14 protein-coding genes and 1 pseudogene are annotated in these 15,571 nt (G+C 41.3%); 5 read left to right on the forward strand and 10 right to left on the reverse strand.

What is annotated here, in order from left to right; translation table 11 throughout:
- Window positions 1–96 (forward strand): annotated as a pseudogene (locus SYJ56_RS26045) (IS982 family transposase); the annotation flags it as partial.
- Here SYJ56_RS26045 and SYJ56_RS03650 read toward each other — a convergent pair.
- The 7 genes from SYJ56_RS03650 to SYJ56_RS03680 form a co-directional block, all read right to left on the reverse strand.
- Window positions 53–658, reverse strand: coding sequence for a hypothetical protein (locus SYJ56_RS03650; RefSeq protein WP_323832278.1), 606 nt, complete (start codon window positions 656–658; stop codon window positions 53–55). The pseudogene SYJ56_RS26045 and the gene SYJ56_RS03650 overlap by 44 nt on opposite strands.
- 95 nt (window positions 659–753) lie before the next feature.
- On the reverse strand, window positions 754–1,461 hold the full coding sequence (locus SYJ56_RS03655) for a gluconate 2-dehydrogenase subunit 3 family protein (RefSeq protein WP_323832279.1): 708 nt from the start codon (window positions 1,459–1,461) through the stop codon (window positions 754–756).
- Between the two features lie 3 nt (window positions 1,462–1,464).
- Window positions 1,465–3,207 carry a GMC family oxidoreductase gene (locus SYJ56_RS03660; protein WP_323832280.1) on the reverse strand — a complete coding sequence of 581 codons (1,743 nt, stop codon included), beginning with the start codon at window positions 3,205–3,207 and terminating at the stop codon, window positions 1,465–1,467.
- 138 nt (window positions 3,208–3,345) lie between these two features.
- On the reverse strand, window positions 3,346–4,038 hold the full coding sequence (locus tag SYJ56_RS03665; protein WP_323832281.1) for an arylesterase: 693 nt from the start codon (window positions 4,036–4,038) through the stop codon (window positions 3,346–3,348).
- An 84-nt stretch (window positions 4,039–4,122) separates the two neighbouring features.
- Window positions 4,123–4,380, reverse strand: a complete 258-nt coding sequence (locus tag SYJ56_RS03670; RefSeq protein ID WP_323832282.1) for a hypothetical protein — start codon at window positions 4,378–4,380, stop codon at window positions 4,123–4,125.
- Window positions 4,367–5,692: a PepSY-associated TM helix domain-containing protein gene (locus tag SYJ56_RS03675; RefSeq protein WP_323832283.1), complete on the reverse strand. Its 1,326-nt coding sequence runs from the start codon at window positions 5,690–5,692 to the stop codon at window positions 4,367–4,369. The genes SYJ56_RS03670 and SYJ56_RS03675 overlap by 14 nt, the downstream gene beginning before the upstream one ends.
- 9 nt (window positions 5,693–5,701) lie before the next feature.
- The gene (locus SYJ56_RS03680) at window positions 5,702–8,146 is read right to left on the reverse strand and encodes a TonB-dependent receptor (RefSeq protein WP_323832284.1); all 2,445 of its coding nucleotides are present in this window, start codon (window positions 8,144–8,146) and stop codon (window positions 5,702–5,704) included.
- A 369-nt stretch (window positions 8,147–8,515) separates the two neighbouring features.
- Here SYJ56_RS03680 and SYJ56_RS03685 point away from each other — a divergent pair, with 369 nt between their 5' ends.
- The 4 genes from SYJ56_RS03685 to SYJ56_RS03700 all read left to right on the forward strand — a co-directional run bounded on the left by SYJ56_RS03685 (window position 8,516) and on the right by SYJ56_RS03700 (window position 12,475).
- Window positions 8,516–9,193: an ABC transporter ATP-binding protein gene (locus tag SYJ56_RS03685; RefSeq protein ID WP_323832285.1), complete on the forward strand. Its 678-nt coding sequence runs from the start codon at window positions 8,516–8,518 to the stop codon at window positions 9,191–9,193.
- Complete coding sequence (locus tag SYJ56_RS03690; RefSeq protein WP_323832286.1) at window positions 9,186–11,708, forward strand: ABC transporter permease; 2,523 nt, start codon at window positions 9,186–9,188, stop codon at window positions 11,706–11,708. The genes SYJ56_RS03685 and SYJ56_RS03690 overlap by 8 nt, the downstream gene beginning before the upstream one ends.
- 220 nt (window positions 11,709–11,928) lie before the next feature.
- A complete protein-coding gene (locus SYJ56_RS03695; RefSeq protein WP_323832287.1) occupies window positions 11,929–12,165 on the forward strand; it encodes a hypothetical protein in 237 nt (78 codons plus the stop codon).
- Window positions 12,155–12,475 (forward strand): type II toxin-antitoxin system RelE/ParE family toxin, encoded by a 321-nt coding sequence (locus SYJ56_RS03700; protein WP_323832288.1) that lies wholly within the window; start codon window positions 12,155–12,157, stop codon window positions 12,473–12,475. The genes SYJ56_RS03695 and SYJ56_RS03700 overlap by 11 nt, the downstream gene beginning before the upstream one ends.
- Before the next feature lie 8 nt (window positions 12,476–12,483).
- Here SYJ56_RS03700 and SYJ56_RS03705 read toward each other — a convergent pair whose 3' ends face one another.
- From SYJ56_RS03705 to SYJ56_RS03715, 3 genes are all read right to left on the reverse strand, one after another.
- On the reverse strand, window positions 12,484–12,738 hold the full coding sequence (locus tag SYJ56_RS03705; protein ID WP_323832289.1) for a Txe/YoeB family addiction module toxin: 255 nt from the start codon (window positions 12,736–12,738) through the stop codon (window positions 12,484–12,486).
- 11 nt (window positions 12,739–12,749) lie between these two features.
- Window positions 12,750–13,004 carry a type II toxin-antitoxin system Phd/YefM family antitoxin gene (locus SYJ56_RS03710; protein WP_323832290.1) on the reverse strand — a complete coding sequence of 85 codons (255 nt, stop codon included), beginning with the start codon at window positions 13,002–13,004 and terminating at the stop codon, window positions 12,750–12,752.
- Window positions 13,005–13,088: 84 nt separating this feature from the next.
- On the reverse strand, window positions 13,089–15,548 hold the full coding sequence (locus SYJ56_RS03715; RefSeq protein WP_323832291.1) for an ABC transporter permease: 2,460 nt from the start codon (window positions 15,546–15,548) through the stop codon (window positions 13,089–13,091).
- Window positions 15,549–15,571 lie beyond the last annotated feature (23 nt).

Below are 15,571 nucleotides of genomic sequence, written 5' to 3' on the forward strand. Positions count from 1 at the left end.
AACCTTGTCGCAGGTTTAATTGCCTATTCCTTCTTACCTAAAAAGCCCGCAATCAAGTATCAACCCGTCGAAACAAACCAATTAGCCGTTTTTTAAAATCGAACTCAGGTTTATAGGTATCGTAAAATTTCTGTTCTCCAGGGTAAGTGTCACGGGAGCGAAAGGACTTCGTCATGAGATAGTCTTTGCCATCAATTGAAATTATCTTGGCTGTCAATCCTGGGAATGACATGGATCCAGCACTTCCCATGGCCTCAGGGTGATCTATCTTTTTGATCATCGCTCCATCCAGATCATAGATGAATAGACCTTTCATTCCAATGATAATTACTCGGTTTTCACCCCAAAGAATAGGTAAGTCAAGCCTAAAGCCATAAGCATCAGGCGTATCCTCTTTCTTTGAAAATTGGTGAAGAATCTCGCCATGTGTATCAGTGATGACAGTCTCACTAGAGGGGAAATCAAAAAAGGAAACAAGGCTTCCTGTTTTGTTTACCGAAGCCATTAGAGGGTTGCCTAGGATATCTAAGTCTAGTGAATCGACCACCTCTAGGGAAAATTCCGGAGGAGTACTTTCTGTGATAGTCTCTTTTTTGTTACATGAAGAAAGCCAAAATGAGCTAAGTAAGACTAATACGATAAAGAGGTTTTTACGCATAGAAGGAAAAGCTTAGAGTGATAAATGAATAAGTTAATAGTTATTCTTTTTAAACCAAAAAAAAAACTCAGCCCGAAAGACTGAGTTTTAAGTGTTTATCCGATTACATTTCCTTCATCATCCCATTGTATGACCGTACCTCGATCTTCAGGTTTGAGATAAAGGGGCATGTATTTTTCCTCAAGTTTGAATCCATGCTTTGCCATCACTTCTTGTGGAACTCCATCCCAAGCATTGGGCGTGTTGCCTACATAGCCCATGTATTTCCAGCCAGCTTCGGTCGAGAAGTAGCCCGAGCAGGTCAGATTTCTAAGCATATTGAACCAGCGAACCGCACCTTCATATTCTGGTTTTGCAGTATCAGGCCAAGCAACTTCATCCACAATTTGCATCACTTCTGATTCATTTAATTCATTGAAACTTTTGGCAAATTTCTCGTCTGCTTCGAAATCCAGCCACATCAGTCCACCTCTCATTGGCGTTTGGTTCCTGGGTTGGTCTTTCATCATAAACTCCATGAAATCTACTACACCAACTTCAGTAGCGGCGGGAGATTCATCATCTTTTGGCATAATGATATCCACCAAAGTACTTAGCTTCTTACGCTCATCGTCGGTGAAAAATGTCTCAGAAAGCAATTCCTGATCGCGTTGTTTTTCTTCCTGAGTTCTCCCGCCGATTGTGCCTCCAGATAACAGTGCGTTTTCTGGTAAGGCTTTCTCTTCCGGTGAACATCCTGTTAGTATTAAACCCGTACCGACTGAGCCAGTAAAGAGTAATTTGAGGTTTTCTCTTCTATTCATGGCTTAAATATTTTTCTTTGTTAGTTCTGAAACGATGTAATCTGAGGTTCTCCAACTCAAGGCTAAAATTGTCCAGGTTGGGTTTTTATCAGCTTGAGATACAAAAGATCCCGCATCCACCACAAATAGGTTTTTGCAGTCATGCGTTTGAGAATTGGAATTAAGCACAGAAGATTTAGGGTCGTTGCCCATTCTGGCCGTGCCCACTTCGTGAATGATTCTTCCCGGAGCAGCAAGACCGTAAAGCGTATCTGCTCCAGGTTTAGTGCCAAATAATTGCGCTCCGGCTCCTGTCAGGATTTCTTCAAAAGTATCCTGCATGTGTTTGGCTTGGTTGATTTCCTGATCAGTCCATTTGTAATTAAATCGAAGGACCGGAATACCGAATTTGTCCACTACAGTTGGGTCAATTTCACAGTAGTTATCAAATCTTGGGACGCTTTCTCCACGTCCAGACATACCAACTGTTGAGCCATAGATTTGGCGAATGTCTTTTTTCAACCCTTCTCCATAGCCTCCATTTGGACTTGGCTTGCCGAATTCATCTGTAATGTATTTTCTCATGGAGTCCATATTTCCTCCTGCTCCATATCCAGGCTGACCCATACCACCACCATACTCTATATGGTAGCCTCTGGCAAAATCCAGTTTCTTATTATCCAACCACCATGGAGTGTACATGTGCATTCCACCTGTGCCATCTTCATTGTATCGCTTGCGTCCCATCATATCCGGAATGATCCCCGATCTACTTGCTCCGGTAGAGTCATGCAGGTAATGACCCAATACACCTGAGCTATTACCTATTCCATTTGGATGTGTCTTTGATTTAGAATTTAGCATAATCCTAGAAGTCTCACAGGCAGAAGCGCCTAGTACAACTACTCTGGATTTGAGTTTGTATTCTTTCATGTCTTTCACATTGACAAAAGAAACTCCCGTTGCTTTGCCTGCGTCATCCGTAGTGACTTTTCTTACCATGCTGTGGGTGAAAAGATCGACTTTTCCCTGCTTCATGGCGGGATGTACCAGGCATGTTCCTGCTGAGAAATCCGCGTAGACCTGACAGGCACGATTACATTGGCGACAGAAAAAACAAACGCCTCGGTCTTTGTTGATTGGCCTCGTGAGAATGGAAAGCCTTGATGGAATCATTGGGATACTCGCGCTCGCAGCTCCTTTTTTCAGGTAAAGTTCGTGAAGCCTTGGTTTAGGAGGGGGAAGAAAAAAACCATCCGGTTCATTATACATGCCTTCTTTGGTGCCATAAACGCCAATCAGCTTGTCGACTTTATCATAGTATGGCTTGACATCGTCATAGCCAATAGGCCAATCATCGCCTAAACCATCTATGCTAGCTCTTTTGAAATCATTGGGCCCAAAGCGTAAAGAAATTCTACCCCAGTGATTGGTTCTACCACCTACCATTCTGGACCGGAACCAGTCAAACTCTGAACCATCTTTTCTAGTATATGGCTCACCGTCAATTTCCCATCCTCCGACAGCAGCATCAAAATCTCCAAAAGGGCGGATTTGAGTGCCGGCACCTCTTCGTGGAGATTCCCATGGGGGTCTAAGCTGGGTTCGATCTTCTTCTTTGGCAGGGTCGAAATCCCCTCCAGCTTCTAATACTGCAACAGAGAGTCCGGCCTCTGACAGAATTTTGGAGGCCATCCCGCCACCAGCTCCAGACCCTACGATAATCACATCGTAAGATTCCCCGGAAGATTTGATTTGAAAGCTCATTTTCTAAAAATTTTAATGAAGGTTAAAATATAGCGTAAAAAATTAGATCAATAAAGCTGATCCGCTACAACCTTCAGAACAAGTTTCTTATATGGAATAATTCTTCTAAAACCTTTTCAGGATAGATGCTTAGAATTTTTATTCTAGGGTGTTTTCAATGTAAGGCCAGATTGTTTTGAATACAATCTGATGTCCTTCTTCAGTAGGGTGAATTCCGTCTGGAAGATTTAGCTCAGGAATTCCGCCTACATCTTCCAAGAGAAAAGGGATCAGGGTTACATCTTTTTCCTCGGCGACAGCTGGGTACATGGCACTAAACTCACTGGCGTATTCCTGACCCATATTCGGTGGAATTTGCATGCCAGCCAATATGATTTTGGTTTCAGGGAATTTTGCTCTGACTTTATCGATAATTTTGAGCAGATTGCTTTTAGTTTCAGTGAGTTTGATCCCGCGCAGACCGTCATTTCCTCCAAGCTCAAGAATGAATACGTCTGGCTTATCCTCAAGGAACCAATCTAATCGGCTAAGCCCACCAGCAGTTGTTTCGCCTGAAAGTCCGCCATTGATTACTCTATAGTTCAGTCCCAAGCTATCTATTTTCTCTTGAGTCAAACCTGCAAATCCATCTTCTGGATCGATCCCGTAGGCAGCGGTCAAGCTATTTCCAAAGAACAGGATTATTTTCTCATCAGAATTCTCTTCTACCGATTTCTCTAGGACGGTTTCGGATTGGGTGGTCTCTGCTTTTTTTTCAGAACATGAAATAACTGTCAATCCAAAAAATAGGAGAAGCACTGAAGAAAATAAACGGTTAAGATTGAATTGCATATGATCGAATTGTGAAATGTAAAACTATATACCCAAAAGGATTTTAAGTCAAAAGGTTCAGGAAAAAGCAGAGTTTTACACGGGTCAGAATAATATTATCAAAGCAACTATAGAAAGTAAGATACAGAATCCTTGGAAATAGGGTTTTCGAATTTTGATAGAACTAGCCAAAAAGACTGTTGCAAGTCCGCAGATAGCAAGTGTGAGAAAAGAAGTTGATTGCGGAGCATCAAGCATAAGCCACTTGTCCAATTCATAAAACATAAAAACCCCAAAGAATGAAAGAAAACAGAGATTCAATGGCAATAGATAATGTTCTGTCAGCTGTTTATCCTTTTTCATGAATTGGTTCTTTTGATAAGTTTTCCTTCTTCCAATAGCGAAAAAGCTGATAGGAAATAAAGCAGAACAAGAAAATATAAACTGCCGGAGTCATCAGTATTGTAGCGTATGCATATCCTATAAACACAGTGATAAGTCCTAAGGAGATAATAAGCGTGATAACAGCAATCGAATAGATAAAGATGGTCTTTTTGACCAGATCTTTTTCTTCGACTGTCTTTTTCTTACGGATTAAATAAATGAAAAAGCCGGTGATGGAAAGTACTCCGGATGTGATGGCAAGCAGGGCATAGGCGATTTTCAGAAAAATCCCTCCAAATCTCCCAAAGTGCAAGCCTTCCTGCATGTAATAGAATTTGTCGGAAAATGACTGCTCTCTGATGTCATATACATCCAGAATTTCCAGCGATGTTTTATCTAGAACCACTTTGGAGATATGTGGCTCAAACGGTAAATGCCCTGCATCTCCTTTCACCTCGATTGTATTTGTTCCGTTTTTTGAGGGAATAACCTGGATGGGTGTGAATTCCGGGATTTGGGCTTTGGCACCTTCTACCGCTTTCCAAAAATCATATTCTTGGTCAATGTCAATCTCTGGACTTGAGATTTTCTCTGTTCTCACAAAAGTGTTTGGAGCTTTGATGTCAAAAGCTTTGATTAAAATTGGCTGAAGTCCCAGCCATGCGCCAGTTCCGGCAATCATCAGATTGAAAAGCAGTGCGGCCATTCCTACCATCTTATGCCAATCTGCCATCAAAATCCGGAGGTTCTTTTTTCTGAATGCACCGAAGAGTTGATTTTTCATGAATTGCCCATAGATAAGCAATCCCGTCAGACACAGTATAAATAACCCTACTCCGGCCAAGCCTACGAGTTGTCTTCCCCACCAGGCATCCATAAGGCGCACATGGATTTGCCTCAAGTAATTGGAGAGGCTGTCTGTGTGGGTTTTTTGACCTAAGATCTCCCCTGTGTATGGATTGATGAAAACCTGGATTCTTTGGGAGTCCTTTGCTCCAGCCTCAAAGAAGATGTCCATTATAAGTGGATCAGTTGCTTTTGCAGGCGGCATTGCTCCTAAGACTCTAAATCCCGGATTTTCGAGTTGTACCTGTGATATGATCCCATTCATCGGCATAAATGAATCCCCGGTTTCTTTAAGTTCATAGCCACGCTCCAGAAATGCATCGATCTCCGGGATGAAAACGGCAACAGCGCCAGTTAAACTGAGCGCTGCAATGACGATTCCCACATAGAGACCGATCCACTGATGGATTTTCCAAAGGAGATTTTTAGATTTTTTAGCCGCCACCTTTCCGGATTAGAATGAAAAGGTGATTGTTCCCAATACATTTCTTGGTGCACCCGGGAAAAGCCTTAGGTAATCATATCCGCCCACCCAGTGGGTTTTATCCGATAGGTTGTTGATGTTTAGCTGCAATCGTACATTTCCGGTGGTATAAAACAGTGCTGCGTTTAAGACTGTGTATCCCGGGATGGTTTGGGTTGCGTTTAGTGAAAGATTTCTTTCTGTCACGAAATTCGCACCAAATCCCACGCCCAATCCTGTCAAAGAACCTTGGTCAAACTCATATTTGGTCCAGAGATTTCCCTGGTGTTTTGGTGCGTTTGGTTTTTGACGGTTTAGGTCTTCCTCATTTGGACTTTCTGTAATTTCAGCCACATTATAAGCATAAGAAGCCATCACACTCCAATTCATCAGGATTCTTCCGGTTACATCAAGTTCCACTCCTTTGGCTGATTCCTTGCCGATTTGTTGAAGTAAATCGATTTCTCCAGGTACCGGATATAAGGTGTTCCGCTGATCGATTTGGTAGACTCCTGTGGTTAACTTAAGTCTTTTGTTAAACCAATCGGATTTCATTCCGAATTCAACCATTGAACTGATCAATGGATCAAATGGGCCGCCTGCATTTGGATTGGAGATAGTGGATGCTGTTTGTGGATTGTAGCCTTCCACGTAAGTACCGTAGAAATTCATGTGCTCGTTGGCTTTGAACACCAAACCAAATCGCGGAAGCAAAACATTCTGATTTACTTTTTGCTCATCCTCTTTTTTATAGTTTTCGAAGTCTGTATATACTTCGTATCTGAGACCAATCATCGCTTCCAATTTTCCAAAGCTGATTTGATCCTGGACATAAAAACCATTCAATTGGTAGCGTGTCGGGTCGTAGCTTCTTTGTGCATAGAAATATTTTGACATATCCTGCATAGTTTGAGAGGCGATAGGATTCTCTAAGTCAAAATGAGAAACATTTGGCACTGGATTTCCATTGCTATCCAATAAGTAAGAATCTTTATTCGCTGGATTGTAAGTTGAAATGAAGCCTGTATTTGCTGCATTTCTATATCCATTCGCAGTCAATTGTGAGCCACCAGCAGGTAGTGTCTCCTGAGCGTAATCGTAGCCAACTACGAGTTTGTGGGAAAGCTTTCCGGTGTTTTTCTGAATGTTGAAATAAGCAGACAGATTATCGACAAACCGGGTTCTTTTTCTTATGAAAACCTGACGCCCCACCCTAGTTCCGATAGTGTTCCCATCTCCGTCCAAAGCATAACTGTTAGAAGATCTGTGCTCTGTAAGATCCTCATTGTATCCGGTTTTCATGTAGGAAGCATTGAGACTAATGTCTTTGCTGATTTGATGGTTTAGAGATGTAGTAATCGTGTAGGTCTGTTCCTTCAAATAATCATTTGCAGTATTGAGAGATCTTGAAGTAGGGGTAGAATATAAATCATCTTCAAAAGTAGATTGCCCTCTGTCCAATCGGCTGCTCGAATTATTGAATACCAAATCCAAATTTACTCGGGTTCTTTCTGATGCAATGAAAGAAAATGAAGGCGCTACCACGATGTTTTTGTCAAACTGCAGATCTCTGAAATTCTGTGCATCTTCATAGCCAAGGTTTAATCTATAAAGCAACGTCTTTGACTTATTAGCAGGGCCGGTGAAGTCAGCCAATCCCCTGAAATTATTGAAACTGCCCACAGAGAAACTCAAGCTATTTCTATTGATGTCCAATGGTTTTTTGGTCACTCTGTTTACCACGCCACCCGGACTAGCATTCCCGAAAAGTGCCGAAGATGGACCTTTCAATACTTCTACTCTTTCCAAGTAATTGATCAGTGGCTGCTTCCAAAACCCTGATGTAGAACGCATTCCATTTACCAGCTGGGTATTGCTTCCACCGTTTATACGGAAACCTCGGATGGTGATGTCATCATAGAAGGTGAATTGGCTTACACCTGAGAAGTTTTTGACTGTTTCTCCCACACGCATCAGTCCTTGGTCCAAAATCAATTCTTTAGTCACATAAGACACCGATTGCGGCAAATCTTTGATATTTGTCTGCGTTTTGCTTCCCAGAAAAGTTGCGGTGTTTTTATACCCTTCTTCTTTTCTGCCTACAATCTCTACTTCCTGTAGGCTGGAAGTTTCTTCTTCCAGTTGGAAATTTCTTGTGAACCCCGACGTGCTAATGGTTATTTTTTCATTGACAGTATTGTACCCAATGAATGATAATTTCAATTGATACTCTCCAGGCTTCTCAAAAACAAGGGAATAGTTTCCTTCAATATCTGTCACTGTACCAAAAGAAGTCCCGGCAACCTGAATGCTTGCGCCGATCAAAGGCTCCCCACTGATGGCTTTAATGGATCCGCGTAGCTCGTAGTTTGCCTGACTATAAGCGCTAATAATACTAATGAAGTATAGGGTCAAAAGGTTGAAAAGTCCTTTCATGTGTTTATAATTGATTTTTAAGTGGTCACATGGAATCTCGCAGGATTTATAATCTCCCAGTGTGTGTCGTGTTCGACATGCTCGATTTCATATTCTTATTTAGATTGATTATTGATAAGGCAAAAATATGTGAAGGATTTTAAATTGACTCTATTTATTTAGATTAATTTTAAATTATTTTAACACAGATAGTTTTAAATCAATTGGTATTTGGTGAAATGAACACTCAATCACCTTAATTTCAGTTGTTTTTAGATTAAGTGAAATGCGATTTGCTGGTTTGTAGTGTGAATGCTATCTTCAAATCAACCATAGTGAAGGTTTTTCGTTAAGCCTTTTCATACCCTTTACCGACTCCCATCACTACACATGAATATTTTATCAGTATCAAACCTGAGCAAGGTTTACATAAGCGGCAGCAGAAAACTGACTGTCTTAGATGAAGTTACTTTCGACATCAAAGAAGGAGAAATAATATCAATTGTCGGACCTTCGGGCAGTGGTAAAACGACACTTTTAGGGCTTTGTGCCGGATTGGATTCAGGTTCCACAGGCAGCGTTGTATTAGCTGGAAAAGCTATGGAGGAGCTTTCGGAAGATCAGCGTGCTGCTGTGAGAAACCAAAGTGTGGGTTTTATATTTCAGAATTTTCAGCTTTTGCCCACCCTGACCGCGCTGGAAAATGTGATGGTGCCTTTGGAGCTAAAAAAGCGAAAAGATGCACGTCAAAAAGCGCAGGAACTTCTTAACAAAGTCGGACTTGGAGACAGAGGTACGCATTACCCTACACAGCTTTCCGGTGGAGAGCAGCAGCGTGTATCTATCGCCAGGGCATTTGCCAATGAGCCGAAAATTCTTTTTGCAGACGAACCGACGGGAAATCTTGATACTGAAACAGGCGAAATGATCGAGAAACTGATTTTTGACCTGAATAAGGAAGAGGGAACGACACTGGTTTTGGTTACGCACGATTTGGACTTAGCGGCCAAAACCCAACGCATTATTCATATTAAGGGTGGTAAAATACAGGAGGGTACAGATGCCTGATTTCGGATGGATTATTAAGATGGCTTTTCGGGATTTCCGGAAAAACATCTCTAGACTGTTGCTATTTGTTTCTTCCATCGTGGTAGGAATAGCGGCGTTGGTGGCGATTAGTTCATTTGGAGAGAATCTCACAGCTGACATTGACAATCAAGCCAAAGAGCTTTTAGGGGCTGATTTGGTATTGGAAAACAACAAGCCTGTAGGTGATCAGCCGATTGATAGTGCTGCTACGCAGATGGCTTCGGAGGTCAATTTTGCAAGTATGGTGGCTTTCCCGGAGACGGGAGCAAGTCGTCTGACCCAAGTCCGTGCACTTGAAGGTGATTTTCCATTTTATGGGTTTTTCGAAACAATTCCGGCTTCAGGTGATGCAGATTTCCGATCTGGAGGGAAAAAGGCGTTGGTGGAAAAGACGCTGATGGCTCAGTTCAATGCCGAAGTTGGAGACCAGATCAAAGTCGGCGAAGTGCTTTTTGAAGTTGTCGGAGAGTTACAAAAGGTGCCAGGTCAAACAGGTATAACTGCATCGGTTGCTCCAGCCGTCTATATTCCAAAAGCTTACTTAGAAGAGACTGGCTTAGTGCAATACGGTAGCCGGGTGGAATATAACAACTATTACCAATTTGTTGCTGGGACTGACGTAGAAGCGCTGATCAAACCCTATGAGGATCAGTGGGAAGAAGATAGAGTCGATGCCGATACAGTAGAAGATAGGAAGCGTTCCACTGGACGTTCATTTACCAATCTTTCCAATTTTCTAAGCTTGGTTGCTTTTATCGCATTGCTGCTTGGCTGTGTGGGAGTGGCAAGTGCGGTGAATGTCTTCGTGAAAGAAAAGTTGTCTTCAGTGGCCGTCTTGCGCTGTCTGGGTGTATCATCTAGGGATGTTTTGATGATCTATCTTACTGAGATCATGATTATGGGATTGATTGGGGCAATATTAGGCGCATTTCTCGGGACACTCCTTCAGTTTGTTTTGCCTGCGGTGTTTGCAGATTTTCTTCCAGTGGAAGTTTCATTTGGGATTTCCTGGCTTTCTGTGGGTTTCGGAATTATTACCGGATTATTTGTCTCTGTGCTTTTTGCTTTATTGCCTTTACTGAAAGTGAGAAATGTATCTCCAATGGCGACCCTGAGACCCGAAACCGGTGATTCAACTATTTTTAAAGACCCATTGCGCTGGTTGGTGATTGCAGGGATTCTTGCTTTTATCTGGGGCTTTAGCTTTTACCTATTAGGTCGTGTTGATTTCGCTTTTGGTTTCACGGGGTTTGTGGTGTTTGCTTTTGGAATTCTATGGGGAGTTGCTCAATTGATTATCTGGGCAGTTAGACGATTTTTGCCGATCTCATTCGAATATACTTTGCGCCAATCCTTGGCGAATTTATATAGGCCAAATAATCAGACAGTTTCGTTGATTGCAACCATAGGTCTGGGGACGGCGATGATTTCTACCCTATTTTTTCTACAAACCCAACTACTGGAGGAGGCTAAGTTTGCAGATAAGGAAGATCAGCCGAATATGTTAATGTTTGATATTCAAACAGCTCAACTTCAGGACATAAAAGCCAAAATTGAATCCAGAGATCTACCGATCATGCAGGAAGTTCCCATTGTGACCATGCAGCTAAATGAGATCAACGGAATAGATAAAAAGGAAAATGAAGAGCTGCCGGATGAAGAGGATTATTCTCGCTGGCTGTACAATAGGGAGTTTCGAGTGACTTATAGGGACACGCTTATTAATTCGGAAACCATAGCTTCTGGGGAATTGATTCCACTGGGTGCCAGAGGCGATAGTGTTTTTGTGTCTTTTGAAAAAGGTTTTGCGGAAGGCAATGGGATGAAAATAGGAGATGAGGTAGAATTCAATGTACAAGGGAGGCCTATCAAAACCTACATTGGGAGTCTACGGGAAGTGAAGTTCACTCAGGTTTCCACCAATTTTCTGGTGTTATTTCCAGACGGTGTTTTAGATCAGGCACCGAAGTTTCATGTGCTGATCACCAAAACCAAAAATGACCGTGAAGCAGCAGATGTGCAGGCTGAGATAGTACGGGAGTTTCCGAATATTTCCATTATCAACTTGGGGACTATTGTAGAGACCTTGGAAGAGATCTTGGGGAAGATAAGCTTTGTGATTCAGTTTATGGCATTTTTCAGTATTGCCACTGGAATATTGGTGCTGATCAGTTCGTTAATTATCAGTAAATATCAACGGATGCGCGAGAGTATTTTGCTAAGAACGCTCGGAGCCAGTTCAGCTATTGTCAGTAAAATCAATACGCTCGAATACTTCTTTTTGGGAAGTTTGGCATCGCTGTCCGGGATTATTTTGTCCTTTGGCGCAACTTGGTTGCTGAGTGAATTTGTATTCAATATTTCATTTAGCGGAGCTTGGCTGGAAGCCTTGTATCTTTATCTGGCGATCACAAGTTTGACAATTATCCTGGGTTGGCTCAATGGCAGGAAGATTATCAATCAGCCTCCGATGGAGATATTGAGGGGGAATTAGTAAGATATAATTATACGCAATGATGCCAGTGGCCTCATATTATTGGGTTTATTGGAAGAAAGACCGAAGTAGCCTTAATGCTAGAGTTTACTATATCCTTTATTGCTTTACTTGCAGAAAAGCAGATATACACTTGATAAGGTTTGAAATTTGATATGTACATATCTTATTAGCCATTATTTGGTTAAATTAGTCTGAAACATCTTACGTATTATAATTTATGGAAATAGATGCTATAAAAATTAAAATCGTTCAGGATATCTTAAATGTTCAAGATGCTTCTATTTTGGCTGAAATAGAAGAAGTGTTAAAATTGAATAAAAGTAGCGCATCCGCGAAGTCACTTGATCCTATGACCGCTGACGAGCTAACGTCTAGGGTGGAGGAGTCTATGGCAGATTACAAGGCTGGTAGGGTTAAGAGTTCTCAAGAGCTTTTGAGAAAATATGGCCAGTGAGTATGTAATTACTTGGACTGATTTTGCTGAAAAGCAATTAGACTTGATATTTGATTATTATTTGCATGAAGCAGGATATGGAGTTGCTCGAAAAATTGTACTGAACTTGGTTCGTAGTGTTGAAATACTTAAAAAGTTTCCCGAATCTGGACAGGTTGAACCTTTATTACTATCATTTCAAGAGGAGTTTAGGTATTTAGTTGAGGGGAATTACAAAATCCTATATTTTATTGATTCAAAATCTATTGTAGTTATTGATGTATTTGATACACGGAGAAATCCCGCTTCTATTATGAGAGGGGTAGAATAATCAATCTATCAATAATGATGTCTACACTGAGCGATCTCTAGTGCTCCATCTTTGACTCGATACACTAGTCTATGCTCTCGATCAATTCTTCGTGACCACCAGCCAGACAATTGGTTTCTCAGTGGCTCAGGTTTACCAATACCTTCGAATGGATTTCGCTGACATTCTTTAATCAGTTTATTGATTTTTCTAAAAAGCTTTATATCTGCGTCAATCCAATATTGATAGTCTTCCCATCCTTTAGATAAAAAAATAGTATTCATGAGGTAATGACTTAAAGGTCGATCAGGTCTCTTTTAACTCCTAATCCTTGGTTTGCCTCATTAATTGCGTGTAACAATCTCTCAGCATTTTTTGGGCTACTCATCAGATAATAGGTTTCCTGCATGCTTTCATAGTCAGACTTGGATAAGACGACGACATCTTCGCCATTTGCGCGAGTGACATACAAGGCTTTCTGGTCGTTGACCACATTGTCAAGATGGGACTTCAGATTCTGGCGAAAATTAGAGTAGGTAGTGACATCCATGATTCTCAGGTTTTTACAAAGATAGGAAATTGTACGGGATGTTGTACAAGACGGTTCTTCCTAATATTAAAATACCCTTAGACCCTATTCATATCTAAGGAGTCTGGCGGGATTAATCATAGAAGCTTTAATGATCTGGAAGCCTACGGTGAGGCAGGTGATTGCTAGAAGCAAGGCTATCGGAAGCAAATAAACCCACCATGTAATGTCTATTCGATAAGGATAATTTTCAAGCCATTTTTCCATGGTAAATTTAATGATCGGTATTGCCAGTATTCCCGCTACTAATACCATTACCATAAATTGTTTCGAGAGTAAAACTATTATCTGGCCAACAGAGGCGCCCATTATTTTCCTTACCCCAACCTCTTTTATCCGCTGGGATATTGTAAGTGAAGTAATCCCGTACAATCCCAAACAGGCGACAATTATGGCAAGGAAAGTGAAGGCGCTCAGCAGCTGTCCAAATTTCTGATCAGCTTGATATTGACTGTTGAAAAAATCATCTAAAAAGAAAAATTCGAACGGCTGATCGGGAAATACTGAGTTCCAAGCATCTTGAATCAACACTACATTTTCTTTTGCATTTAATCCACTGATCTCATCAAATTTGACAGAGACATATTTATAGGGAAAGAAAGTAGAGGTGTAAGCCACGGGATAGTTGGATTCTTTATACGAAACTGCCCTGAAATCCACGACTCCAACAATTTCAGCTTTGGCCAAACTTTCATTCCCCCAATTGACTTCCTTCCCTATGGCATCTTCAGGATTTTCAAAGCCCAGAATCTGAACAGCTTCCTTGTTTAGGATCATAGAGTACTGATTGTCTACTCCCTCAATAAAATTCCTTCCTGCAACTAAGTCGACCTCAAAAGTTGGGATAAAATCATAATCCATACGGGTGAAATAGAGCGTGACAAGTTCTTCCGGTTTTTTGGAATGCCTAAAATTCGGCATCATACTCAAGTGTTCTTTTCCGGGTATATCGTAAGAAGCAGTGATGCCTTTTACTTTTTCATTAGCATTGAGCTTGTCTCTAAAAGTGGTTAGTTTCCTTGTGAATACAGAATCTGAGCCTGGAGGTCCAAAAGTAGCCTGGGTATTGACAACTATAGTGCTTTCCATATCAATGCCCAGACTGCTGGATTTCATCAAGGTAAGCTGTCGGTAGGCCACTGTAGAAGCGGCAATTAACCCGATGGAAATCAAAAACTGAAATACAATCAGTCCATGTTTGATGCTGAAAATTGATCCCTTTTGATAGTGGAAATAACTGCCTTTTAGCGCAAGAATAGGCTTGTAGGAGGAGGTTACAAATGCAGGATAGATGCCGGCTAGTACACTGCCTATAACTATCATGGCGAGCATTCCCAATAAAAATTCAGTATGCACAAAAAGTGAAAGAACAGATTGTCCGCCCGTAAATGATATAATGTACGGATCCAGCAAATACAGGAAAATACAGGTAAGGGCAAATGAGAGCAGGTTGATTGCCAGCGACTCGGTTAGAAATTGCTTGATAAGCTGTGCTCTTCCCGATCCTATTACTTTTCTTACGCCGACCTCTTTAGATCTTTCCAGCGAGCGGGAAATGGATAAATTTATAAAGTTAATCCAGGCTATAGCCATCACAAAAATTGCTATAGCCAATAAGGCGTAGACGATTTTTGCTTCGCTGTTGGGCTCTGCCTCAGCAAGTAAGTTTGAATTTAGATGAATGGATGTCAGCGGCTGAAGGGAGAATGCAGAATTGATGCTGTTGTTTACATTGCTTGCTTTATATTTTTCGACAAATGATGGGAATTTTGCCTCCAATACTGAAATATCAGCATCAGGAGTTAATAAAAGGTAGGTGTAAAACCCGTCCCATCTCCAGTTTTCATTGTCTCCACCGCTTTCTTGACTTGATACTTCTTGCCAAGCAAACAAGAAGTCAAATTTCATATGGGCATTCTCGGGAACATCCTCAAAAACGCCTACAATCTTATAATTCTCTGCGTAGTTGTGACTAATGGTCTTTCCGATAGCAGATTCGTCTCCAAAATATTTAGATGCAGTGGACTGGGAAATCAAGACCGTCTTTGGCTCCAAATGTTTGATTTCTGAGTTTCCTTCTATGATGGGAAAGGAAAACACCTCAAAGAAATTTCCCTTCACATGGTATACTTCCTTTTCGGCAAATCGAAGCATTTCTCCATCATCTGCCAAGTGAGTCATCACTATGTCTGATTCCGCACTGATTCTGAACATAGTGGTGTAATCCTCTACCTCAGGATATTCATTCATCATGGCCTCACCGGTTGGGATAAAGGTTTGGGCTTTTTGGTATTGGAGTTCGCCGTCAATATAGCGGTCATGTTGGACACGATAGATTCGGTCTGACTTGTCGTGAAAACGGTCATAACTCAATTCAACTCTAACATACTGGAGTATGATAAGGCAGGCTGTCATTCCCAAGGCAAGTCCTAGTAAGTTAATGGCACTAAAGATCTTATGCTTTAAAAGATTTCGATAAGCAACGAGAAGGTAGTTTTTCCACATTTTCTTTGGGGCTTGGTTGAAAG

The organism is Algoriphagus aurantiacus, from assembly GCF_035156405.1.
GTDB lineage: Bacteria > Bacteroidota > Bacteroidia > Cytophagales > Cyclobacteriaceae > Algoriphagus > Algoriphagus aurantiacus.